Here is a 21,731-nt window from a genome sequence, read left to right on the forward strand (position 1 = left end):
TCATGGATCGATTATGACAGACGACTTTCTTCCGCCGGCAGGCAAGCCCCTCATCGCCCTCTATCAGCCGGATATTCCCGGCAATACCGGCACGATTCTGCGGATGGGCGCCTGCCTCGATCTGCCGGTGGCGGTAATCGGGCCGGCGGGCTTCGATCTCTCCGACCGCGCACTGAAGCGATCCGGCATGGACTATCTTGAGAAGGCCACCCTGAGCCGCTTCGACGACTGGGCGGCCTTTGAGGCATGGCGCGCGAGCGAAGGCCGGCGGCTGGTTCTTCTCACTACAAAGGCCGATACGCCCTATCACGGTTTCGACTGGCGTGCCGACGATATCGCCCTGTTTGGCCGCGAAAGCGCCGGCGTGCCGGACCATGTGCACGACGCCGCCGACGAACGCCTGACAATTCCGATGCGAAATGGCGCGCGCAGCCTGAACCTCGCCATCAGCGCGGCAATGGTTGCGGGTGAACTCGCGCGGCGCCTTTCGACCCCCTGACCACTCGACAACGATGCATAAATGCATACATATCTGCATCATATGATGCAGATATACATGAGGATGGTCCGATGAGAACCACCGTCACGATAGATGACGAACTGCTTGCCAGGGCGAGCGAGTTGACAGGGATAACGGATCGCGGCCCCCTTCTGCGGACAGCCCTGAAGGCTCTGATCGCTCAGGAATCGGCTCGGCGGCTGGCGCGCCTGGGAGGCACTGCGCCGGAGATGACGGCGCCCCCACGGCGTCGCGCGGAAGTCGAATGATATTAGCTGACACGTCCGTTTGGGTTCATCATTTCCGCTACGGAAATGAGTATTTGCTTGATCTGTTGAATGACAATATCATCGCTTGCCATCGCAACGTCGTCATAGAACTGGCACTCGGATCGCTGCCGGATCGAAATAACACCCTGGCTTTTTTCGATGGGTTGCCTCTGCTGCTTGAAGCGGAATTGTCGGAGCTGCGACAGTTCATCGATACCCGTCGGCTGTTCAATCGCGGTATCGGTCTCGTCGACCTTTCGCTTCTGGCTGCCTGCCTAATCAATAGCGGCACGGTCCTATGGACACGCGACCGGCGCTTGAAAGATGCCGCGGTGGAGTGCGGCGTTGCGTTCAACCTCGACTAATCCGCGCTTTTCAGCCGTCGCATGGTGAACTCGATCTCATCGTCGCCGACTATCCGCCAGCTTTCCACCTCGCTCCAATAGGCCGCCTTCGGCCAGCGATGCAGGAAATCGCGCGCGGTTTGCCGCGCCTCGGGTCGCGGCAGGCGAAAGGTCTCTCGCACGAAGCTGTCGCCCGCGCCGTTGCGTCCGGCGGCGATCTGTCGCGACAGTCCTTTCAAAGCCGGACGTTTGGGCGGACCCATCATGGCCTCCACAGTCATCGGGCGCGCCCGAACTGGACTTGCCCTGCACCGGAAGATTAGGCATGGCCGAGCGAAATTGCGAATCGCAGGCCGCGCACGCGCCGGCGGCGCCAGTTTAAAACGAGCGAGACCAGCCGAGGATAAGCCATGGAGCGCCCCACCCTGCCGCAGGGCCTGCCGCCCGATATCGAGGCGAAGAAAAAGACCGCGCGCCAATGGTTCGAAACGCTGCGCGACCAGATCTGCGCGGCCTTCGTCACGCTGGAAGACGAAGCCGAAGGCCCGTTTGCCGAAGGCGCGGAGGAGCCGGGCCGCTTCGTCCAGACGCCATGGGCACGTGATGAGGGCAAGGGCGGCGGCGGCGTGATGAGCATGATGACCGGCCGCGTCTTCGAGAAGGTCGGTGTCCATACATCCACCGTCCATGGCGAGTTCTCCCCGGAATTTCGCAAGCAGATACCTGGCGCGGAGGACGATCCACGCTTCTGGGCGTCGGGCATCAGCCTGATCGCCCACCCCTGGAACCCGAACGTGCCGGCGGTGCATATGAACACCCGTTTCGTTGTCACGACGAGCTGGTGGTTCGGCGGCGGAGCGGATCTCACTCCAGTGCTCGATGCGCGCCGCACACAGGACGATCCGGACAGCGTCGCCTTCCATCAGGCGATGGAAGCGCCCTGCCGCGCCCATGCCGTCGCCGACTATCCGAAGATGAAGGCCTGGTGCGACAGCTATTTCCACCTCGCCCACCGGAACGAGCCGCGCGGCATTGGCGGCATCTTTTACGATTGGCAGCACTCGGCCGATGAGGATGGCGGCTGGGCCGCAGATTTCGCCTTCACGCAGGATGTCGGCCAGGCGTTTCTGCGTGTCTATCCGGAACTGGTGCGCAGGAATTTCGGCAAGGACTGGACCGACGAGATGCGCGAGGAACAGCTCATCCGCCGCGGGCGCTATGTCGAGTTCAATCTACTCTATGACCGCGGCACGATCTTCGGCCTGAAGACCGGCGGTAATGTCGCCTCGATCCTCTCATCCATGCCGCCCGTGGTGAAATGGCCGTGAACGAAAGGCCGATTTTTTTTGAACTACAGACCGGCTCTTGGCGTTGATTAAGACCAACAACGCGAAAGAGGAGGTTCACATGAAACGCTTCGATTGCGGAACACTGGTTCCCGGCTGCAACTGGCACACACAGGCCGAGGACGAGGCGGAAGTCATCCGCCGCGCCAGCGAGCATCTGCGCTCCGCCCATGGCGAAACCCATGTCCGCCCCAATATGGTCGATGAGATCAAAAGCCGCATTCGCGACGTGCAAGCGGCGTGATGGGCAGCGCATAGCAACCTAGAGACCCGCCGGGCACCTGCTCGGCGGGGTCAATTACTTAATTTCCTCCCCACCGTCCGAAGCCGCGTCTTCATACCACTCATAAGCAGCATCGACGGCGACAGCGGATGAGTTCGGCATCACATTGAGATAGGCGGAATCGTCGCCGACCGGCGCGGTCCGCTGCGTTACGCGCCAGCCCGTATAGACCGCTATCACGGCGAATAGTGCGGCCAGCAACACCCAAAAGAAGGCCGGCCCGGCCAGTTCCATGGTCTGGCCGATCACCACCGGCCCCGTTACCGCACCGACGCCGTAGATGAAGATCATGCCGCTGGCCGCCGCCGGCATATCCTCGCGCTCCAGATAATCGTTCGTGTAGGCAACCATCAGCGAATAGAGCGGGCTCGCCACGCCCCCGGCGATAAGACCCGCGATCAGCAACACGATAAAGCTGCCCTGAACGATGAAAGGCAGGATGCTCATCAGCGCGCCGATCACGGCAAGGCAGATCATCAGAATGCGCCGGTCCATCAGATCCGACAGACGGCCCACCGGATATTGGAAGATGAGAGAGCCCATGAAGATCGAGGCGATGAAGAGGGAGACGTCGCGGACGCTGAGACCGATCTTTGCACCATAGACCGCAGCCATGCCCATCTGCGCTGCGACCACCGCACCGATCAACGCCGTGCCGACCGTCGCGGTCGGCGAACGCTCGTAGAGTTCGCGCAACGTCATCGGCTTGACCGCCTCCGTCGCCGGCAGAGGCACGGCGGACAGGAGCACCGGCGTAAACGCCAGCGATACGAAGATGGACGCCATGATGAACAGGGAAGCGCCGGCCGCGTCCCCGAAATTCAAAAGACCCTGCGCGCCGACGAGACCGGCCATCTGCGCCAGCATATATGACGATAGCAGCGTGCCACGCGTCTCGTTCGTCGCCCGGTCGTTCAGCCAGCTTTCCGCCGTGACGTAGATGCCCGACATGCAAAAGCCGAGCACGATGCGCAACGCCGTCCACGACCAGGGATCGGTCAGCAGCGGGTAAGCGATGAGAACGGCGGACATGAGCGAGCCGAGCGCGGCGAAGGCGCGAACATGGCCGACTTTGTGGATCAGGCGCGGTGTGATCCGTGAGCCGACCAGAAAACCGAGAAAGTAGCCGGAGGTGACGAGGGAGAGCGCGAAGGTCGAGAAACCCTCGATTTCGCCGCGCACGCCCATCAGCGTGGACTGCATGCCGTTCCCGATCATAATCAGGAACACACCGATAAGCAGCGCCCAGACACCCGCGACAAGCTTCAACATGGCGTTCTCCGATCCCGCCCGCAAAAACGCGCCTTGCCGTTTTTGATCGCCGCCGTCAATGGCCCAAATTTCGTGGGTCTTACGCATGGGTGCGGCATGTAACCACAACCGATTGCTAGGCTTTCTGCGCCTGCGCCAGAAGATCCTCGCGGCTCGCCGAAAAACCGCTCGCGATCCACGCTTCCTCCGCCGCTTTCAACCGTTCGCCGATTTCCGGCCCGGCGGGAATGCCAGCATCGAGCAGGTCCGCGCCGCGCAACGGAAATTGCGGGATCGGCCAGCTTTCGGCGGTCTCGATCATCGCCGCAAACCGACCCGCTTCGACCAGCGCGGCATCGTCACCGCCCGCGCGACTCCGCGCGGAAGCCAGCGCCAATCGCAGCCGATCCGCCACCGCCTGCTGGCCCTGCCGATAGAGCCATTCCTTCAGCGCCTTGTCCGTCATCTCGGCGGATGGAGCAGCGTTGAAGGCAAAAGCCAGCAAACGGTCGCGCTCGGCATTGGCGAGTTTCAATCGCCCGGCGAGCGACGTGATCCGTACTTCGTCGGGCGGCAGCATGGCGAGGAGCCGAAGCAGCGGATCGGGCGCCCAGCCAGCATTCCTGCCGGTCTCGACGAGCGGGCCGACCAGATCGATTCCCCATTTTTCGCTTTCGGGCAGGATGGTCGTCAGAACGCTGGCCGTCCGCATCCAGAGCAGCGCCCGATGCGGATCGGGCGCGGCCAGCAGCTTTCTGAGTTCGGCCCAGACCCGCTCGGCGGACAGACGATCCATCCCGCCTTTCATCGCGGCGCAGGCGCGCAGCCCGTCCGCATCGGGCCGGCCATGGCCGTACCACGCAAAGAAACGGAAGAAGCGGAGAATGCGCAGATAGTCTTCTTCGATCCGGGCACGCGCATCGCCGATGAAGCGGATCGTCCGGGTCTCCAGATCGGGCAGTCCGCCGATAAGGTCGAAAACCCGCCCGTCCGCGTCGGCATAGAGCGCGTTGATCGTGAAGTCCCGCCGGCGTGCATCCTCTTCCCAGTCCGTGCCGAACCGAACCTCGGCGTGGCGGCCGTCTGTCGCGACATCTGTACGAAGCGTCGTCACCTCGAACACCGCGCCATCGGCGACCGCCGTCACCGTGCCGTGCTCGATGCCCGTCGGAATTGCACGGAAACCCGCCTTTTCGACGCGCTTTACCGTTTCATCCGGTTGCGTCGTCGTGGCGATGTCGATATCGCCCGCCGGCAGGTCGAGAAGCACATTCCGAACCGCGCCCCCGACGATCCGGGCCTCTTCGCCACCCGCCGACAGCGCAGCCAGAAGCCTCTGAAGCGCCGGCTCTTTCAGCCATGGCGCGCGGCCGGCAATGGAAATGGCCTGGTTCAAGGGTAAAGTCGCTCCTGCATCATACGAATGATGCCGGCGGTTACGCCCCAAATGTGCCAGTCGTCAAACGGCATGGTCCAGTAAAAGCGCCGTTGGCCCTCCCATAACCTGCTGTCCTGAATGTGATTGGCCTGCTCCATCAAAAAAGAGAGCGGCACCTCGAAAATATCCGCGACCTCCCCCGGCTCCGGTTTCAGATCGAAGGGTGGATGCAGAAGCGCCAGCACCGGCACGATCCGAAAGCCGGAGCCTGTGGAATAGTCCGGCAGGCGCCCGATCACCTCGACACGCTTCGCCGGTAGCGCCACTTCCTCTTCCGCTTCGCGAAGCGCAGCGCCAACCGGCCCGTCATCGCCCGGATCGATCCGTCCGCCCGGAAATGCCACCTGACCTGAATGGGTCTTGAGATGATCGGTACGCCGGGTCAGCAGCACATACGCGCCTTCCGGGCGTTGGACCACGCCGATCAGAACGGCGGCGTCGCGCTTCTTCCGCCGGAAGAAATGATCGGCGATGTCGAGATTCCAGCGGTGATCGCCCCAATCCGTGGTCTCGAACGGACCGGCTTCTTTCCGCGCTCTTTGCCGAAACTCTTCCGCCGTATAAATGGTCGACCCTGAACCGGCCCGTTCTGGCGCGTGGCTCATTCGTCCATTGCCTCGATACGGTCCATCGGCGCGATCGGAAACACAGCACCGCGGCTGTGGAGCGCGAGCACCTCGACATCGCCAACCATCATCGGCCCAGCCATTTCGATCAGCTGATAGGTCACGGCGCGCGTGGCCAGCGCGGTCAGCCGTCCGCGAACACGCAAATAGGGCTTGAGCGGGCCGTCCTCCTCCGCGCCATTGAAATGGATCGGGTGGTCCGGACCGGCCTCGACCAGATCGCCTACATTGGTCCGAAACGTCAGAACGCGGCTCTTGCCGCTGCCGTTGGATGCGCATTCGACCGCCATGAAGTGCGCGTCCGCCACATTTACGAGCACCTTTTCCACCGGCGTGACGAGATAGGTCTTGCCATCTTCATCCTTGCGAAGAACCGACGAGAAGAGTTGCACCAAGCGCTCGCGCGTGATTGCCGAGCCCTGATAAGACCAGGTGCCGTCCGCCGCGATGGCAAGACCGATATCCCGACAGTTCTGAGGTTCCCACTGCTCGACCGGTGCGGGCTTGCGGCCATTCTGCACCGTTCGGGAAATCAGAGATTCGAGCGCTTCGGTGCTGTCTTCTGCCATTTCGGCCCTATCTGTTCGCGGCATGGTCATGGCTTACGAAATAGTCATGCCCGGCGCGCTTGTCAGCCTTATTCCTTCGCTTAAGCTTGCAGGCGGGACGCAGAGCGCGGTCCATGATTCTGAAAAAGCAAGGCGGACCCTCATGAGCGCATTGACCGAGCCTCGAACAATGACCGAGGAGGAGATGCTGGCAAGCGCCGAGACGGCGTTGGCGGATATCGGCCAGATCAGGCAATCCGTGGGCGAGATCATCTTCGGTCAGGAGGCCGTGGTCGAACGCACTCTCGTTGCTGTGCTCGCCGGCGGTCATACGCTTCTTGTCGGTGTTCCCGGCCTTGCGAAAACGCTTCTTGTCGAAACGCTTGGCACGGTCCTTGGCCTCGATGCCCGCCGTATCCAGTTCACGCCGGATTTGATGCCGGGCGATATTCTCGGCACTGAAATTCTCGAAGAGGACGATGGAGGCAAGCGTGCCTTCCGCTTCGTTGCCGGGCCGGTCTTCGCCCAATTGCTGATGGCCGACGAGATAAACCGCGCCAGTCCACGCACCCAGTCTGCCCTCCTGCAGGCCATGCAGGAATATCATGTGACGGTCGCCGGTCAGCGCTACGACCTGCCCCGACCTTTCCACGTGCTTGCCACCCAGAACCCGCTGGAGCAGGAGGGCACCTATCCGCTGCCCGAAGCACAGCTCGACCGCTTTCTGATGCAGGTCGATATTGATTATCCGGACCTTGAAGCGGAGCGGCGGATCATTACCGACACGACCGGTATGACGAACAGGCGTGCGGTCGGCGTCGTGTCCGCAGACCGGCTGATGGAAATTCAGGATCTGGTGCGGCGTATGCCCGTGCCGTCTTCCGTGGTCGAAGCCATTCTGGCGCTGGTGCGGTCTGCCCGGCCCGGACATGGCAATGACGAGATCGACAGGCAGGTGGCCTGGGGCCCCGGCCCGCGCGCCAGTCAGGCGCTGACGCTCTGCGCTCGCGCTCGCGCCCTCTACGATGGACGCCTTGCCCCTTCCGTCGACGATGTGATCGCCCTTGCCGAACCTGTGCTTCAGCACCGTATGGCGTTAAGCTTTTCAGCGCGCGCCGAGGGCACCAGAATACGCGATGTGATCGCGAGCCTGACCAAGGGACTGCAATAGGACGAACGATTGGCGGCAATCGGCACGATAAGCGCGTCCGTCGCGCCGCAAAACGCTCTGGCAAGGGCGCGGGAACGTGCGGCTCTCGTTCCCGACCTGCTGGTCGAGGCGCGCCGCATAGCCGCCGCCGTTCTTTCCGGGTGGCATGGCAGGCGGCGGCGAGGCATTGGCGAGGATTTCTGGCAGTACCGCCCCTACACGCCCGGCGAGACCATGGCGCGGATCGACTGGCGACGAAGCGCCCGCGACGACCACGTCTATGTCCGCGATAATGAATGGCAGAGCGCCCACACGGTCTGGCTCTGGGCCGATCCGTCGCCATCCATGCTGTATCAGTCGCAGGGTGCGAGCGTCTCCAAGGAGTCGCGGGCGATCGTGCTGGCCTTGGCGCTGGCCGAATTGCTGGCGCGCTCTGGCGAACGGATCGGTTGGCTTGGCCTGTCGGAACCGATCTCCGCGCGAAATGCCGCGGAGCGTATCGCCACGCGGATGATGATGGCGCCGCTTCCGGAGCGGCCGAATTTTTCTGGCGTCAATGGCCGCAGCGACGTGGTGCTGATCTCCGATTTTCTGGACGATGCCGATGCTCTTGAGCAGATGTGGCTACCCGTCGCAAAACGGGGCGCCCGCGGCCATCTGATCGAGATCGCAGATCCGGCGGAAGAGAGTTTTCCCTATGACGGGCGGACGCGCTTTATCGATCCAGAAACGGGAGAGCGACTGACCGCGGGTCGCGCGGAGGACGCCGCCATCGCTTATCGCGACATCTATCAGGCGCGGCGCGCCGAAATCTCTCGCAAGGTCCGCAGTCTCGGATGGAGCTTTACGCTCAACCATACCGATCAGCTTGCCAGCGAAGCGCTGGTTCACGTTCATCAGGCGATGACGACACCGCATGGGAGCGCCCTTTGATGTTCGGCTTGCCGCTCGCCTTCACTGCTCCCGCTCTTCTCGCCGGACTGGCTACGCTGCCGGTGATCTGGTGGCTGCTGCGCGCCACGCCGCCGCGACCCAAGGAAGAGGTTTTTCCCCCGCTACGCATTTTGGCGCGCGTGTTGAAAACGGAGGAAACACCACAGAAAAGCCCGTGGTGGCTTACGGCGCTGCGCCTTCTCATCGCAGCTTTCGTCATTCTCGCGCTGGCGGGACCGCTCTGGAACCCACGGCCTCCGGTCATCTCCAATTCCGGCCCGCTGGTGCTGGCGATCGACAATGGCTGGGCCAGCGCTCAAGACTGGGAAGAACGCGCCACGACCGCCGGCGATCTCATCGACGAAGCGGCCAAGGCCGAACGTCCGATTTTTCTGGCTTTCACTGCCGATCCTGCCAATAGCGAAGTCGGTCCGTTCAACGAGGAGGACGCCCGCCAGCGCCTGGCAGCTGCGACGCCGCACCCTGTTCCGGTCAATCGACAGGCGACCTTTGAGCGTCTTGCAACAACGGCAGGCGAAACCGGCGAAGCGATGAGCTTTGTCCTTTTGTCGGATGGGCTGGCTTCGAAGGACGACGCCGGCGCCTTCGCCGTGATCGGCAGTGCTGGCGCGACCCGACTCGTATTGGGTAAGCCGGATCGACTTCCTTCCGTTGTCGCGACCGCTGCCGAAAACGAGGCTGACGCGCTTGTCGTAATATTGCGCAGGCCGGACGAGGACAATGGCCCTGCCCTCATGGCCGTCGGCGCATATGACAGCCGGGGGCGGCGTATCGCTGAGACCGAAGCGCTTTTCGCTGCCAGCGAAATGGAAACGCAGGCAAGCTTCGCCGTGCCTTTCGAACTGCGCAACGATATTGTGCGCATCGCTGTCGATGGCGCGGAACAGGCAGGCGCCGTACGCTTGCTCGACGACGATGCACGGCGGCGACGTGTCGGCCTTGTCGGTGGTCGAGGCGCCGACGCCGGCAGTCAGCCCCTGCTTGCACCGCTATTCTACATTCGACGGGCGTTGGCGCCCTTTGCCGATCTCGTCGAACCGAGTTCGGGTGATCTGAGTGAGGCGGTACCGGCCGTCTTGGAGCAGAAGCCGGCCATGATCGTCCTTGCCGATGTCGGTGTCCTGCCTGAAACGGTGGAGCGCGAATTGCTGCGCTGGGTCCGTAATGGCGGTATGTTGGTGCGCTTTGCCGGCCCCCGACTGGCCGGCACCGATCCATCTGCCGATCGGCTTTTACCCGTCACGTTAAGGAGCGGCGAGCGCGCGCTTGGCGGCGCGCTTTCCTTCACCGAACCGCAGCCTGTCGCCGATTTTCCGGCGGACGGACCGTTCGCCAATCTTATCGCGCCCCGCGAGGTCAAGGTCGAGCGGCAGGTGCTTGCCCAGCCCTCGCCAGAACTTGCCGCGCGCTCATGGGCGACGCTGGACGATGGCACGCCCCTTGTGACCGGGCGGACGGAAGGCGAAGGCACGCTCGTTCTCTTTCACATTACGCCGGAAGCAAGCTGGTCAAATCTGCCGCTTTCGGGCAGTTTCGTCGATATGCTGCGGCAACTGACCCGGCTGTCGCGCAATCAGGGACGCCTCGATGCAGGGGCGGATACAGCGCAGGCGGCAGCGATCCCGCCATGGCGCATTCTCGATGCTGGCGGCGCATTGGTCGCGCCCGGCCCCGAGGCACGGCCGCTGGAACCGGGCGAAGAGAGCGTAACGCTCGCAAACCCACCGGGCCTTTACGGCAATGAGGAAGCGGTCTTCGCGCTCAATCTGATGGCAGCGGACGCGACGCTGGAGCCTATCGAGACACCCGTAATAACCGGCGACGTCCAGCAGATCGGTTATGGCGCGGGTGAGCAGGTCGATCTTCGCGGACCACTCTTTGCCCTGGCCCTGGCGCTTCTGGCCATCGATACGCTTGTCAATCTCTGGCTGGCCGGCGCGCTGTCATCACTTCGACGAAACCGGCGAATGGCGGGTCATGCAGCGGCATCGCTCACGCTGGCACTGGCCGTAGCGCTGATCGCACCATCGCCGCTTCTGGCGCAGGAGCCGAGCCAACCGTCATCGAACAATGCCTCGGAGATCGCCGACGCCGACGCGGTAGAGGCGCTGACGCGCACACGACTTGCCTATGTCCTGACCGGCGACGCTGAAACCGACCGGATAAGCCGCGCCGGTATGCGCGGTCTTTCCGCCTGGCTGATTGGCCGGACGGCGATGGAACCCGGAGAGCCTCGGGGCGTCGATATCGAAAGCGACGAACTCGCCTTCTACCCACTGCTTTACTGGCCCGTTGTCGCCAATACGGAAACCCCATCTGCCGCTACGCTCGCTCGGATCGATGTCTATATGACGAATGGCGGCACCGTGCTCTTCGACACCAAGGACGAGTTTTCGCAGAACCTGCGCCGCAGCGGCACGCTGACACCGGCCACCCGCAAGCTGCGTGAGATTTTGGCCACGCTGAATGTGCCACCACTGGAACCGGTGCCGACCGATCATGTCCTGACGAAGAGCTTCTATATCCTGCCGAGCTTCCCTGGCCGATACGCAAACGGGCCGCTCTGGGTGGAAGCGGTCACGGCGGCCGATGGCAATGCCTCTCGCCCGGTGCGGCGGGCCGATGGCGTTTCCCCCATTCTGATCACCAGCAATGATTTGGCGGGCGCGTGGGCTATTTCCGATGAGGGACGCCCGCTTCTGCCGGTCGTACCGGGTGGCGAACGGCAACGCGAATATGCCTACCGCGTCGGCACCAACATCATGATGTATATGCTGACCGGGAACTATAAGGCCGATCAGGTGCATGTGCCGACGCTTCTGGAAAGGCTCGGCCAATGACCGACCAGTTCTCCGTTGCGTTCGAGCCACTGATTCCGGCTCTCTGGCTACTTGTTCTGGCACTGCCGCTCATCGCCTTCATCCTGCTGGGTTTTATCGTCGGGAGGCGGGGCGCCTTTATTCGCGCTCTGGCCGCCGCCCTTCTGTTTCTTGCTGTTGCCAACCCCGTGGTCCTGCGGGAAGAGCGCGATCCGCTGACGAGTATCGTCGCCGTCGTTGTTGATAAAAGCCAAAGCCAGGAAATTGGCGTACGCGCCGATCAGACAGATGAAGCTTTGGAGCAATTGCGCGAACGCATCGGCGCGCTGCCGCAATTCGAATTGCGCGTGGCGGAATCCGGCGGGCCCGGCGACGACGCCGACCGCACCCAGACACGCCTGTTCGAAAGTCTGAATGCGTTATTGGCGGACGTGCCGCCCGCACGCGTGGCCGGGGCCGTCTTCATCACCGACGGGCAAATCCACGATATTCCGGACGACGCGGCAACAGCCGCCATCGCTGCGCCGCTGCATGGGCTGATTACCGGCGAGCCGGACGAGTTCGACCGCCGCATCCGTCTGGAGCGTGCGCCTCGCTTCGCGCTTGTCGGCCAACCCGTCGAACTGACGTATCGGGTGATGTCCGATGGCACACCTGCTGGCGCAAGCGGGCCAGAGAGCGGCGGCGTCGATGTCACCATTCGCCTGAATGGCGAGGAAGTAAGCCGCCAGCGCGCCTTCATTGGCGAGGAAACATCCGCATCCGTGGAATTGCCCAATGCCGGCCGCGCCATCGTTGAAATGGAGGTCGCAGAGGCCGAGGGCGAACTGACGACAGCCAATAACACCGCCATCGCCAATATTGACGGCATTCGCGAAAATCTGCGTGTTCTGTTGGTGTCAGGCGAGCCGCATGCCGGCGAACGCGCCTGGCGCAACCTCCTCAAGAGCGACGCCGCAGTCGATTTGGTGCACTTCACGATTTTACGTCCGCCGGAAAAGCAGGACGGCACGCCGATCAACGAATTGTCGCTCATCGCCTTTCCAACGCGCGAGCTTTTTGTCGAAAAGATCGACGAGTTCGACCTGATTATATTCGACCGGTACCAGCATCGGGACGTGCTGCCGATCCTCTATTACGACTACATCGCGGAGTATGTGCGCGCCGGTGGGGCGCTTCTCGTTGCCGCCGGACCGGAATATGCTTCCGAGCAGTCGATATCCCGTACGCCGCTGCTTCCCGCCCTGCCGGCATTGCCGACCGGTGAGGTCGAAAATGCGGCATTTCGGCCAATGCTGAGCGAACTCGGCCAGCGCCACCCGGTCACAAGAGGGCTTGACGGCGCGAACGCTCAACCGCCCGCCTGGAGCCGCTGGTTCCGGCAGATCGCTGTGGAGCAGCCTCGCGGCCAGGTTGTCATGCAGGGCATCGACGACGCGCCGCTTCTGATCCTCGATCGTGTCGGCGAAGGTCGTGTCGGGATGCTTCTTTCCGACCAGGGTTGGCTCTGGGCGCGCGGCTTCGAGGGTGGCGGCCCTCATGTCCAGCTTTACCGCCGTATGGCCCACTGGCTGATGAAGCAACCGGAGCTGGAAGAAGAGCGGCTCGTCGCCCGCAGCGACGGCATGGTGCTGGAGATCGTCCGGCAAACCATGGCCGACGAGGCGCCGCCAGCGATCATCACCGGGCCAGCGGGTGAAAGGATCGAGGTTCCTCTGACGATGGATGGCCCGGGCGTTTTCTCAGCCCGGCGGTCCATGCAGGCGATCGGACTGCACCGTGTGCAGAACGGCGATATGAGCGCCATCGCTCATATCGGTCCGGTGAATGCTCCGGAATTTGCCGACACCATTTCAACCACCGAGACACTGGCTGGCCTGGCGAAAGAAACGGGCGGGACAGTGCGTCGCCTGGCCGAGGGAATGCCGTCCGTCGCTCCGATCAAGCCAGGCACGGCAGGGTCAGACCGCTTCCTAGGTCTGCGCGAAACCGACGAAACGATTCTCAGAAGCGTCGACCGGATGCCATTGCTCGCCGGCTTCGTCGGTTTGACCGCAATTCTCCTTTTGCTCGGCGGCATGTGGTGGCGCGAAGGGCGTTGAGCTTCGGCTTGCCGGCCTCCCTTAGGACTTTCGTGCCAATGACATCGAACCGCATACCCGCGTAATCTTCCGTAAGGGAGGATTTTCGATGAAAGCTATATTAGCTGGGTTGTGCGCGGTCTTCCTGGTCAACGCTCTCCATGCCGAGCCGGTGTCGAGCAACGACGACGATATGGGTTCGCTCAATCCGCCCGATACCGGCCCGGAAATGCTCGCACGCAAGATAGAAATGGGCGCGATCGACTCCGTCACCTGTTCGCTGGGCTTCAACGCCGTCAAATACGACAATCACGAGCTGGCGAGACGTCTCGCTATCAAATGCGCCGAGGCTGGCTATGCCAAGGCGATGATGTGGATCAGTCAGCTGGAGAACAACGGCCCGGCTGGAGAGTATAATCCCGACGCCTCTGCAGAATGGGACCGCCGGGCCGCAGAAGCCGGCGATCCGGTCGGACAGTTCAACCACGGCCTGAATCTGATGCGCGGTCATGGGATTGCTCGCGACGAGCCGCTCGGTCGCAGTTTCATCGACAAGGCTGCCGATGAAGGGATCGAAGACGCTATCCGTCTTCGGGATTCGGGGTACGATCTCGACGAAGTAACACCCGACGCCGACAAAGGGAGATACGGCCCGCTATTCTAGGGTCGAGACCTATCGCGTTTGCAGAAGACCGATTGGCGGCCCCGCCTTTTCATCGTCGAAAACGGCTGCCGAAAGTGGACCGCCATAGACGGCGCCGCTATCCACATTGGTCCGGTTGCCGCGGGTGGTCGGATTTGACGCACGCGGCGTATGGCCATGGACGAAATGAAGCGGCGCGATTGCGTCCAGCGTGTCGGATGGTGAAAAGCGTTCCCACAAAACCGCCTTGGCTTGTTGGTCCTCATAGGTGCGTCCCGCGTCGTAATAGGCATGACCGTAGATGCGATGCTCGTCGCGGTAGAGAAGATCGAGCCCGTCGATAAAGCGCAGATGGTCGTCTGAAACCTTGCCGTCCGGGTAGGATGCCAGCGTTTCTTCGCCACCGTTCATGAGCCAGAGACTGGATTTGTCCGAGTCGGGATCGGCCCTCGCCCCATCGATCATCATCGCCTCATGATTGCCGGGCAATACGACCCATCGCCAGCCATCTGGCGGGCCATCGATCAATCGCTGAAGAACTGCCGCGCTGTTTGGGCCGCGATCCACGTAGTCGCCGATAAAGACGACAGTGCCGCCGCTGGCATGTCGCTCGATATTCATCAGCAATAGATCCATTTTAGAAATTTCGCCGTGAATATCGCCAACCGCGAAGGTGAGAGCCATGAGATCCGATCCGTTAGAACAGCGGGTACTAGTAGCGACCAATGCAATGAGCGTGGCGAACGTTCCCGGCAAGACGCTCCATGACCCGCGTTTCCAGTTCGCAAACGAGCAGCCTGCCCGGTGTGACTGGCAACGGCATCCGCACCGCCTCAACCGATATGGGTCGAAATCCCATTGGCCAATAATACGGCGCATCGCCCACCAGAAGAACAAATTTGCTTTCGGCTTTCCGCGCTGCCTCGACACCGAGATTGACCAGGTGCTTGCCGATACCCGCCTTCCGCTTGTCGCTCAACACTGCAAGAGGCCCCAGGAGATGCCCCCGCATTTCGCCCACCGCAATTGACGATAGGCGCACCGAACCGATCAGTTGTTCATCCAGCCGCGCCGTAAAGGACAAATCGCGATCGTGCGGCCCCTGCTCGCGGATGGCGGACGCCGCGCGTACGAAACGTCCCGGCCCGAAGACATCGGCGTGGAGGGCTTCGATCTGGGCGTCATCAGATAGAAGTTCGCGCGAAAACTGGATACTGGAGAAAAGACTAGGCGAGAATATCGAGGACATTGTAGGCGATCCGGGAGGCGTGCATCAAAACGTGGCGCCTGCCACATATGCAGCGCCGTTACCTTTGTGTCGGTCGTCCTCGTCGCAAGATCATCCGTTTCATCCCCGATGCCGGGCGTTGCGCGCCGGGCCTGCTCATCAGCTATCGCAAAGCCATCGCTCTGTCCACTCGCTCGAAAATCGTCGCATGCCATTGCGTCAATGACGAAACGGACTGTTCACGCGGCGGCACTGTGCCGCCGGTCTTACCTACCCTAGCTCTTGCTGTCTGACGAAAGGAGTTTCGATGGGACAGCTTGTCGACGGCGAATGGAAAAGCAGCGATGTCGCGACGGTGAAGAATGGCGGTTTCGAGCGCCAGGCTTCAACGTTCCGCAACTGGGTCACGAAAGACGGAAGCGCCGGCCCCAGTGGCGAAGGAGGCTTTCCAGCGGTCGCAGACCGCTACCATCTTTACGTTTCGCACGCCTGCCCCTGGGCGCATCGCACGTTGATCATGCGTCATCTGAAAGGGCTGGAAGCTGTCATCTCGGCTTCGGTCGTCCACTGGCATATGGGTGATGAGGGCTGGAGCTTTCGGCAGGAGGATGGCGCGACTGGCGATACGCTTTACGGCAAGGCTTTTCTGCATGAAATCTATCAGAAGGCCGATCCGTCCGCGACATGCAAGGTCACGGTCCCTGTGCTTTGGGACAAGCAGAAGGAGACTATCGTCAGCAATGAGAGCAGCGAAATTATCCGCATGTTGAACTCCGCTTTCGCCGAATGGGCGAGCGACGATACGGACTATTACCCGGACGATCTGAAAAGCGAGATCGATGCGGTGAACGATCTTGTCTATCCAAACGTCAATAATGGCGTGTACCGCGCAGGCTTCGCCAAAGCGCAGGAGAAGTATGAAGAGGCCTACGCGGATCTCTTCGGCGCGCTGGACGAGCTGGAAGACCGCTTGTCATCGCAGCGCTATCTTACCGGGGACAGGTTCACCGAGGCCGATATCCGCCTTTTCACCACGCTGATCCGCTTCGACGCGGTCTATCACTATCATTTCAAGTGCAATCGCAACCGGCTGGCCGATATGCCGAACCTTTCCGGTTTCATGCGCGAAATCTACCAGATGCCGGGCATTGCAGAGACCGTCCATCTCGATCACATCAAAGGACATTATTATACGAGCCATCCCGGCGTGAATCCGACGGGAATTGTGCCGAAGGGGCCGGTTCTCGATTTCGACAGCCCACATGGACGTGGATGACGTAAATCGACGCTACCAGTCCGAGGCCGGCGATTGGCCCGCTTGCCATTCCGCGATGCGGCGAGCGGTTGCGGGGGCCATTCCTTCCGGCAGTTCGGTCAATGGAAAGGCGCGCGCTTCGGCGATCTCCCAATTCGGCTCGGGGTCAGAAATCTGGGCGCAATCTTCACTGAGATATAGCAATACGTGGTTGTGCCGTGTCCCACGGTTGAATAGGACTCCCAGCAATACCGGCTCTGTCCTCGGCTCCAACCGTCCCTCCTCCATCAGTTCTTTCCGCACCGCCTCCATTGCCGTCTCACCACGCTCAACGCCGCCGCCGGGCAGATGCCAACCGCTCACATAGGTATGGCGGACCAGAAACACCGTACCGGCTTCGGGGTCATGCACGATGATGCGCACACCGACCGTCATCGGCCGCTTAAACAGAAACAGTGTCTGCAGCAACGTTCCCCAGATACGCCGTATGAAAGGCGGCAAATTCATTTTCATCACGCGATCTGGAAAACTGCTTCAGGCTGACTAGGATAAGCAGCGATGTTCACGCTAGGCCACATTTCCGATCTCCATCTCGGTCCGCTGCCCGACATCCGGTATCGCGAACTGGCAAACAAGCGTATCACCGGATATGTCAATTGGCACCGCACCCGCAGCAGCGCTCTCGGCGAAGAAGTTTTAAATCGCGTCGCCGAACACATACTGGAAAGCAGCCCGGATCACGTTGCCATTACCGGCGACATGACAAATCTGGCGCTGGAGACGGAAATTGAATCGGCCCGGCAATGGCTTGAAGGCTTCGGCAATGGCCAGTTCGTTTCACTGGTCCCCGGCAATCACGATGCCTATGTTCCCGGAGCTTTGGACAAGGCCTGTCGCGCCTGGAGCGAATGGATGGGCAGCGACGGCGCGACGACGCCGATCAACAGCCGGTCCTTTCCCTATATGCGCGTTCGCGGTCCGCTGGCGCTCATCGGCATTTCAACCGCGCGGGCATCCGCTCCATTCATGGCGACGGGATATTTTCGCCGCCGCCAAGCGACGGGTCTGGCACAAATGCTCGACAAAGCCAGGCAGCAGGGCCTTTGCCGCGTGGTGATGATCCATCATCCACCGGTTCGTAGAGCCGCTCAGCAGCACAAGCGATTGAGCGGCATCAATCTTTTTCAGCGCGTCGTGTCGCAGCATGGAGCCGAACTCATCCTTCACGGTCACACCCATCTTCCGACGCTTCACTGCGTCGAGGGCACCGATGGGCCCGTACCGGTTGTCGGGGTCAGCGCGACCGGTCAGCATCCGGGTGGAAACAAGCCCGCCGGGGGCTGGAACAGGTTCGACATCGCGCCCAACAATCATGATGGCTGGGCCATCAATTTGCGACGCTATGCCGTCACCGGCGAAACCACGCCCCTCGAATGCGTTGCCGAAATTCAACTCGATCAGCTCGACATGCCGATTGAGAATCCGGACTGGAGCAATATGCGCAATCCGGTCGCCACAGTCTCGTAAGATACGGACTAGGCGCTGATCGAACTCAGCAAATTCCGCAGAAGATCGGGCGCGACGAAAAGAGCAATCGCGACGAAGCCAACCGCCATACCCAGCAGGATGACGATCAGCGCCAGAAGGATGGTGATCCATATGCTCCGACTGGCCTTTTTTTCGGGCTCAGGCTCGACAGCCTCATCTGCTGGCGCGGGTGGCGACGATCCACTAGCCGGCTCTGATGAAACAGCGACCTCCCTTTCTTTATCGCGATCATCGGATCGTTCAGGCGTCCTGGGAAGGTTCGGTGACATGGGCCGGATCGACGAAATGCCTTCCATCTGCAACCGCTCCCGCTCGACCATCCGTTCAGCGATATAGAAAGTTACGTACTCCGCCATTTCGCGAACATCGGTCGCTTCGGCGACCACCTCACGGCCACGGCGAAGGTCACGCACGAAGCAGTAACTCCGCCCGTCACGCCCGATATGGACATGCGCAACGGCGTCAATCCAGAAACGCGGTTCAACGCCGGACGAAACGGCCAGATCGAACAGATCGTCTTCGGCTGGAATATCGTCGATCAGCGGCTGCAATTCCTGCACGAGAAGATCGATCCGCGCCTGCCGCGCTTCGCGCAGATCACCCAGAATGTCGGATCGGTCGGCGACGGCATTCTTCACTTCGCGGATGGCATCGGAAAGTCGACGTTTGCGCACCGGATCGCCGGCCGGCCGGTCGTTCTGCTCGTCCATCGATCCTCGCTCGTCTAAAAGACTCTAAGTCGCTGAATAGTATTATCAGTGCTGGCTACGTTTTGCACCGACCCATCAGTCGAAGGGACACAAATGCTAACTAACGGATCGCTTCGACGAGTACCTGCGCCACCTCGGATGGACGCTCTTCCGGCAGCATATGGCCGGCGCCGTCAAGCGTATGCAGGGCAAAATGGGCAGGCGCATTTTCTGTCTGACGATAAGGTAAGATGCTGTCGGCCGTTCCCCAGATCAAATTTACCGGCATGGACAGCTTTTCGAGCCATTCGGCAGGCAAGCAGCCCTGCTTGCCATCGCGTGTCATCCCATCGGCGATCCGTTTCAGCGTATCCATCTGGCCCGGCTGTCTGCGCATGGCGACGAGCGGCGCGATATCGTCATCGGTCATTTCGACCCGTGGCCCGCTCATGCGACTTAAGCTTTCCCGGAGTTCGTCATCCTTTTTCGCGGCGGCAAACTTCTTAAGCGTTTCTATATCGATTTCCGGTCCGAAACCGCCCGGTGCAACCAGCGTCAAAGAGGCGGTCGCATCCGGTTTCGAAAACGCGATGAGGGAAGCAATCGCGCCACCCATCGAATGGCCGGCGAGATGGAAGCGCTCGATGCCGCGCCGCTTCAGGTCGGCTGCAATAAGTTCAGCGCTTCGCTTTGGCGGACCGGCACCCGGCGCGTCGAGATTGGCGCCGTGGCCCGGCAAATCGTAAGCCAGAATTGAAAGGCCCTCGTTCTTGCGGGCCAACGCGCCGATAACGGCGCGCCAGACTTTATGTGTTCCGCCAAAGCCATGGAGGAGAACCAGAGGCTCTCCTCCACCCTTCGCGCCGAAATGCTCGGCATGAAGAGAGTGAACGGGCTCACCCTCCATCAGCCGCTATCGCCCGGTGCATTTGCGACGACGCGGTTGGCAGCGGACGTGATCGCCTTAAGCGATGCTGTGACGATGTTCTTGTCGATGCCGACACCGAAGAGCCGCCCGCCCGGATGTTCGATCTCCATGTAACAGATTGCGGCGGCGTCCGAGCCTTTGCCAATCGAGTGCTCGGAGTAGTCGACGACCGACATCGAAATGTCGACATGCTCCGAAAGCGCGGCGATAAAGCCGTCGACCGGTCCGGTTCCCGTTCCGGCGATGCGCATCTCCTGTCCCTGATCGACGATGGTCGCTTCCACCATGCGACGGCCGGGATTGACCGTATCGGGAAAGGTATGGTGATCGACGAATGTCAGCCGCCCATCGGGCTGCTCGACATAGTGCTCCATGAACCGTTCATGGATGCGTGAGCTCGGAAGTTCGACACCCTCTTCATCGGTAATACGCTGAATATCCTGGCGGAACTCCACCTGAAGATTGCGCGGCAGGTTCATACCGTAATCGGCCTGCATGATGTAGGCGATGCCGCCCTTGCCGCTTTGGCTGTTGATCCGGATGATCGCTTCATAGGTGCGGCCAACATCCTGCGGATCGATCGGAAGATAAGGCACTTCCCACAATTCCTTGTTGGCTTGTGAAAAGGCTTTCATGCCCTTGTTGATCGCATCCTGATGACTGCCGGAGAATGCCGTATAGACCAGTTCGCCGACATAGGGGTGGCGCTCTGGAATGGGCATCTGGTTAGAGTACTCAAACACCTCTTTGATGCGGTTGATATCGCGCACATCGAGCATCGGATCGACACCCTGCGTGTACATATTCAGAGCGAGCGTCACGATATCGACATTGCCCGTCCGCTCGCCATTGCCGAACAGCGTGCCTTCGACGCGGTCGGCGCCGGCCATCAGCCCGAGTTCAGTTGCAGCGATGCCTGTTCCCCGATCGTTATGGGGGTGCAGCGAGACGATGACATTTTCGCGATTGTCGAGATTGCGGCACATCCACTCGATCTGGTCGGCATGAATGTTCGGTGTGCTCATCTCGACCGTTGCCGGCAGATTGACGATCAGCTTGTTGTCGGCCGTCGGCTGCACGATCTCGATCACCGCGTTGCAAATCTCCAACGACACCTCCAGCTCGGTGCCGGTGAAGCTTTCCGGCGAATACTGGAAACGATAACCCCCGCCGGCCTTGGCGGCCATATCGGTGATCATCTTGGCGGCATCGGTCGCAATCTCCTTGATGCCTGCGACATCTTTGGCGAACACGACGCGGCGCTGCAATTCGGACGTCGAATTGTAAAAATGGACGATCGGTTGCCTGGCGCCTTCCAGCGCCTCGAATGTCCGCGTGATCAATTCAGGGCGGCACTGGACCAGCACCTGCAGCGAGACATCATCGGGGACATTGCCCTGCTCGACACACCAGCGGGCGAAATCGAAGTCGGTCTGGCTTGCGGCGGGAAACCCTATTTCGATTTCCTTGAATCCCATATCCAGTAACAGCGCGAACATGCGCGCCTTCCGGTCATGGCCCATCGGGTCGACCAGCGCCTGGTTGCCGTCGCGCAGGTCGACAGAGCACCAGATCGGGGCCTCTTCGATGCGTTTGGATGGCCAGGTCCGGTCATCTAATCCAACCATTGGATAGGCCTGATATTTCCGGCTCGCATCGTCCATCGTCCGGTGGCGAACGGGAACATTCATCTCGGTCATTATTCGTTGTCCATCTGTCTTGCCGGGCCGACGGCGCATCCGCGCGTCTAATTGCCGGGTCTTTTCGGCCATTCGGCCGGAAATTTCAATTGAAGTGAACCGGGGCAAACGGCGCGGCGGCCAATCGACCGC

At 61.3% G+C, this 21,731-nt stretch carries 22 protein-coding genes and 1 pseudogene; 12 read left to right on the forward strand and 11 right to left on the reverse strand.

Annotated features, from left to right (window positions below):
• Positions 1–13: 13 nt before the first annotated feature.
• The 3 genes from NIM86_RS10730 (at position 14) to NIM86_RS10740 (ending at position 1,133) form a co-directional block, all read left to right on the forward strand.
• Entirely contained in the window at positions 14–499 is a 486-nt protein-coding gene (locus NIM86_RS10730; protein WP_253381885.1) for a tRNA (cytidine(34)-2'-O)-methyltransferase, read from the forward strand.
• 71 nt (positions 500–570) lie between these two features.
• On the forward strand, positions 571–768 hold the full coding sequence (locus tag NIM86_RS10735; protein WP_253381886.1) for a type II toxin-antitoxin system VapB family antitoxin: 198 nt from the start codon (positions 571–573) through the stop codon (positions 766–768).
• Entirely contained in the window at positions 765–1,133 is a 369-nt protein-coding gene (locus NIM86_RS10740) for a PIN domain-containing protein (RefSeq protein ID WP_256478431.1), read from the forward strand. Before NIM86_RS10735 ends, NIM86_RS10740 begins: the two co-directional genes overlap by 4 nt.
• Here the strand turns inward: NIM86_RS10740 and NIM86_RS10745 are convergent.
• Entirely contained in the window at positions 1,130–1,378 is a 249-nt protein-coding gene (locus NIM86_RS10745) for a hypothetical protein (RefSeq protein ID WP_253382039.1), read from the reverse strand. The genes NIM86_RS10740 and NIM86_RS10745 overlap by 4 nt on opposite strands.
• Before the next feature lie 144 nt (positions 1,379–1,522).
• Here NIM86_RS10745 and hemF point away from each other — a divergent pair, with 144 nt between their 5' ends.
• Both hemF and NIM86_RS10755 read left to right on the forward strand, forming a co-directional pair.
• Positions 1,523–2,440 carry an oxygen-dependent coproporphyrinogen oxidase gene (gene hemF, locus NIM86_RS10750; RefSeq protein ID WP_253381888.1) on the forward strand — a complete coding sequence of 306 codons (918 nt, stop codon included), beginning with the start codon at positions 1,523–1,525 and terminating at the stop codon, positions 2,438–2,440.
• Positions 2,441–2,519: 79 nt separating this feature from the next.
• The gene (locus tag NIM86_RS10755) at positions 2,520–2,702 is read left to right on the forward strand and encodes a DUF1059 domain-containing protein (RefSeq protein ID WP_253381889.1); all 183 of its coding nucleotides are present in this window, start codon (positions 2,520–2,522) and stop codon (positions 2,700–2,702) included.
• Positions 2,703–2,756: 54 nt separating this feature from the next.
• Here the strand turns inward: NIM86_RS10755 and NIM86_RS10760 are convergent, their stop codons facing one another.
• The 4 genes from NIM86_RS10760 to NIM86_RS10775 form a co-directional block, all read right to left on the reverse strand.
• Positions 2,757–4,013 (reverse strand): MFS transporter, encoded by a 1,257-nt coding sequence (locus NIM86_RS10760; protein ID WP_253381890.1) that lies wholly within the window; start codon positions 4,011–4,013, stop codon positions 2,757–2,759.
• 115 nt (positions 4,014–4,128) lie between these two features.
• Positions 4,129–5,388, reverse strand: a complete 1,260-nt coding sequence (locus NIM86_RS10765) for a CCA tRNA nucleotidyltransferase (RefSeq protein ID WP_253381891.1) — start codon at positions 5,386–5,388, stop codon at positions 4,129–4,131.
• Positions 5,385–6,035: a CoA pyrophosphatase gene (locus NIM86_RS10770; protein WP_253381892.1), complete on the reverse strand. Its 651-nt coding sequence runs from the start codon at positions 6,033–6,035 to the stop codon at positions 5,385–5,387. The genes NIM86_RS10765 and NIM86_RS10770 overlap by 4 nt, the downstream gene beginning before the upstream one ends.
• Positions 6,032–6,625, reverse strand: coding sequence for a DUF1285 domain-containing protein (locus NIM86_RS10775; RefSeq protein WP_253381893.1), 594 nt, complete (start codon positions 6,623–6,625; stop codon positions 6,032–6,034). Before NIM86_RS10775 ends, NIM86_RS10770 begins: the two co-directional genes overlap by 4 nt.
• Before the next feature lie 142 nt (positions 6,626–6,767).
• Here NIM86_RS10775 and NIM86_RS10780 point away from each other — a divergent pair, with 142 nt between their 5' ends.
• The 5 genes from NIM86_RS10780 to NIM86_RS10800 all read left to right on the forward strand — a co-directional run bounded on the left by NIM86_RS10780 (position 6,768) and on the right by NIM86_RS10800 (position 14,272).
• Complete coding sequence (locus NIM86_RS10780) at positions 6,768–7,775, forward strand: MoxR family ATPase (protein WP_253381894.1); 1,008 nt, start codon at positions 6,768–6,770, stop codon at positions 7,773–7,775.
• Positions 7,776–7,784: 9 nt separating this feature from the next.
• Entirely contained in the window at positions 7,785–8,687 is a 903-nt protein-coding gene (locus NIM86_RS10785) for a DUF58 domain-containing protein (protein ID WP_253381895.1), read from the forward strand.
• The gene (locus NIM86_RS10790; protein WP_253381896.1) at positions 8,687–11,548 is read left to right on the forward strand and encodes a DUF4159 domain-containing protein; all 2,862 of its coding nucleotides are present in this window, start codon (positions 8,687–8,689) and stop codon (positions 11,546–11,548) included. Before NIM86_RS10785 ends, NIM86_RS10790 begins: the two co-directional genes overlap by 1 nt.
• A complete protein-coding gene (locus tag NIM86_RS10795) occupies positions 11,545–13,629 on the forward strand; it encodes a hypothetical protein (RefSeq protein ID WP_253381897.1) in 2,085 nt (694 codons plus the stop codon). Before NIM86_RS10790 ends, NIM86_RS10795 begins: the two co-directional genes overlap by 4 nt.
• Positions 13,630–13,717: 88 nt before the next feature.
• Positions 13,718–14,272 (forward strand): tetratricopeptide repeat protein, encoded by a 555-nt coding sequence (locus NIM86_RS10800; RefSeq protein WP_253381899.1) that lies wholly within the window; start codon positions 13,718–13,720, stop codon positions 14,270–14,272.
• Positions 14,273–14,281: 9 nt separating this feature from the next.
• Here NIM86_RS10800 and NIM86_RS10805 read toward each other — a convergent pair whose 3' ends face one another.
• Together NIM86_RS10805 and NIM86_RS17260 are read right to left on the reverse strand one after the other, a co-directional pair.
• The gene (locus tag NIM86_RS10805; RefSeq protein WP_253381901.1) at positions 14,282–14,935 is read right to left on the reverse strand and encodes a metallophosphoesterase; all 654 of its coding nucleotides are present in this window, start codon (positions 14,933–14,935) and stop codon (positions 14,282–14,284) included.
• 223 nt (positions 14,936–15,158) lie between these two features.
• A pseudogene (locus NIM86_RS17260) lies at positions 15,159–15,500 on the reverse strand (GNAT family N-acetyltransferase); the annotation flags it as partial.
• A 286-nt stretch (positions 15,501–15,786) separates the two neighbouring features.
• Between NIM86_RS17260 and NIM86_RS10815 the strand changes: the two are divergent.
• Positions 15,787–16,755 (forward strand): glutathione S-transferase family protein, encoded by a 969-nt coding sequence (locus tag NIM86_RS10815; protein ID WP_253381905.1) that lies wholly within the window; start codon positions 15,787–15,789, stop codon positions 16,753–16,755.
• A gap of 12 nt (positions 16,756–16,767) precedes the next feature.
• Here the strand turns inward: NIM86_RS10815 and NIM86_RS10820 are convergent, their stop codons facing one another.
• Positions 16,768–17,241, reverse strand: coding sequence for an NUDIX domain-containing protein (locus NIM86_RS10820; RefSeq protein WP_253381907.1), 474 nt, complete (start codon positions 17,239–17,241; stop codon positions 16,768–16,770).
• A 51-nt stretch (positions 17,242–17,292) separates the two neighbouring features.
• Here NIM86_RS10820 and NIM86_RS10825 point away from each other — a divergent pair, with 51 nt between their 5' ends.
• Positions 17,293–18,261: a metallophosphoesterase gene (locus NIM86_RS10825; protein WP_253381909.1), complete on the forward strand. Its 969-nt coding sequence runs from the start codon at positions 17,293–17,295 to the stop codon at positions 18,259–18,261.
• Positions 18,262–18,269: 8 nt separating this feature from the next.
• Here NIM86_RS10825 and NIM86_RS10830 read toward each other — a convergent pair whose 3' ends face one another.
• The 3 genes from NIM86_RS10830 to leuA all read right to left on the reverse strand — a co-directional run bounded on the left by NIM86_RS10830 (position 18,270) and on the right by leuA (position 21,563).
• A complete protein-coding gene (locus NIM86_RS10830) occupies positions 18,270–18,992 on the reverse strand; it encodes a hypothetical protein (RefSeq protein ID WP_253381911.1) in 723 nt (240 codons plus the stop codon).
• A gap of 100 nt (positions 18,993–19,092) precedes the next feature.
• Entirely contained in the window at positions 19,093–19,878 is a 786-nt protein-coding gene (locus NIM86_RS10835) for an alpha/beta fold hydrolase (protein WP_253381913.1), read from the reverse strand.
• Positions 19,878–21,563, reverse strand: a complete 1,686-nt coding sequence (gene leuA, locus NIM86_RS10840) for a 2-isopropylmalate synthase (RefSeq protein ID WP_253382041.1) — start codon at positions 21,561–21,563, stop codon at positions 19,878–19,880. Before leuA ends, NIM86_RS10835 begins: the two co-directional genes overlap by 1 nt.
• Between the last annotated feature and the right edge of the window lie 168 nt (positions 21,564–21,731).

It is taken from the genome of Notoacmeibacter sp. MSK16QG-6 (assembly GCF_024158145.1).
Classification (GTDB): Bacteria; Pseudomonadota; Alphaproteobacteria; order Rhizobiales; family Rhizobiaceae; genus Notoacmeibacter.

What these genes read in the sequence shown, in the direction of transcription:
- NIM86_RS10780 (WP_253381894.1), top strand. Translation starts at nt 6,768, where the DNA reads ATGAGCGCATTGACCGAGCCTCGAACAATGACCGAGGAGGAGATGCTG.
- NIM86_RS10835 (WP_253381913.1), bottom strand. Translation starts at nt 19,878, where the DNA reads ATGGAGGGTGAGCCCGTTCACTCTCTTCATGCCGAGCATTTCGGCGCG.
- leuA (WP_253382041.1), bottom strand. Translation starts at nt 21,563, where the DNA reads ATGGACGATGCGAGCCGGAAATATCAGGCCTATCCAATGGTTGGATTA.
- NIM86_RS10790 (WP_253381896.1), top strand. Translation starts at nt 8,687, where the DNA reads ATGTTCGGCTTGCCGCTCGCCTTCACTGCTCCCGCTCTTCTCGCCGGA.
- NIM86_RS10825 (WP_253381909.1), top strand. Translation starts at nt 17,293, where the DNA reads ATGTTCACGCTAGGCCACATTTCCGATCTCCATCTCGGTCCGCTGCCC.
- NIM86_RS10745 (WP_253382039.1), bottom strand. Translation starts at nt 1,378, where the DNA reads ATGATGGGTCCGCCCAAACGTCCGGCTTTGAAAGGACTGTCGCGACAG.
- NIM86_RS10805 (WP_253381901.1), bottom strand. Translation starts at nt 14,935, where the DNA reads ATGGCTCTCACCTTCGCGGTTGGCGATATTCACGGCGAAATTTCTAAA.
- NIM86_RS10770 (WP_253381892.1), bottom strand. Translation starts at nt 6,035, where the DNA reads ATGAGCCACGCGCCAGAACGGGCCGGTTCAGGGTCGACCATTTATACG.
- NIM86_RS10800 (WP_253381899.1), top strand. Translation starts at nt 13,718, where the DNA reads ATGAAAGCTATATTAGCTGGGTTGTGCGCGGTCTTCCTGGTCAACGCT.
- NIM86_RS10795 (WP_253381897.1), top strand. Translation starts at nt 11,545, where the DNA reads ATGACCGACCAGTTCTCCGTTGCGTTCGAGCCACTGATTCCGGCTCTC.
- NIM86_RS10740 (WP_256478431.1), top strand. Translation starts at nt 765, where the DNA reads ATGATATTAGCTGACACGTCCGTTTGGGTTCATCATTTCCGCTACGGA.
- NIM86_RS10820 (WP_253381907.1), bottom strand. Translation starts at nt 17,241, where the DNA reads ATGAATTTGCCGCCTTTCATACGGCGTATCTGGGGAACGTTGCTGCAG.
- NIM86_RS10760 (WP_253381890.1), bottom strand. Translation starts at nt 4,013, where the DNA reads ATGTTGAAGCTTGTCGCGGGTGTCTGGGCGCTGCTTATCGGTGTGTTC.
- NIM86_RS10830 (WP_253381911.1), bottom strand. Translation starts at nt 18,992, where the DNA reads ATGGACGAGCAGAACGACCGGCCGGCCGGCGATCCGGTGCGCAAACGT.
- NIM86_RS10735 (WP_253381886.1), top strand. Translation starts at nt 571, where the DNA reads ATGAGAACCACCGTCACGATAGATGACGAACTGCTTGCCAGGGCGAGC.
- NIM86_RS10755 (WP_253381889.1), top strand. Translation starts at nt 2,520, where the DNA reads ATGAAACGCTTCGATTGCGGAACACTGGTTCCCGGCTGCAACTGGCAC.
- hemF (WP_253381888.1), top strand. Translation starts at nt 1,523, where the DNA reads ATGGAGCGCCCCACCCTGCCGCAGGGCCTGCCGCCCGATATCGAGGCG.
- NIM86_RS10730 (WP_253381885.1), top strand. Translation starts at nt 14, where the DNA reads ATGACAGACGACTTTCTTCCGCCGGCAGGCAAGCCCCTCATCGCCCTC.
- NIM86_RS10775 (WP_253381893.1), bottom strand. Translation starts at nt 6,625, where the DNA reads ATGGCAGAAGACAGCACCGAAGCGCTCGAATCTCTGATTTCCCGAACG.
- NIM86_RS10815 (WP_253381905.1), top strand. Translation starts at nt 15,787, where the DNA reads ATGGGACAGCTTGTCGACGGCGAATGGAAAAGCAGCGATGTCGCGACG.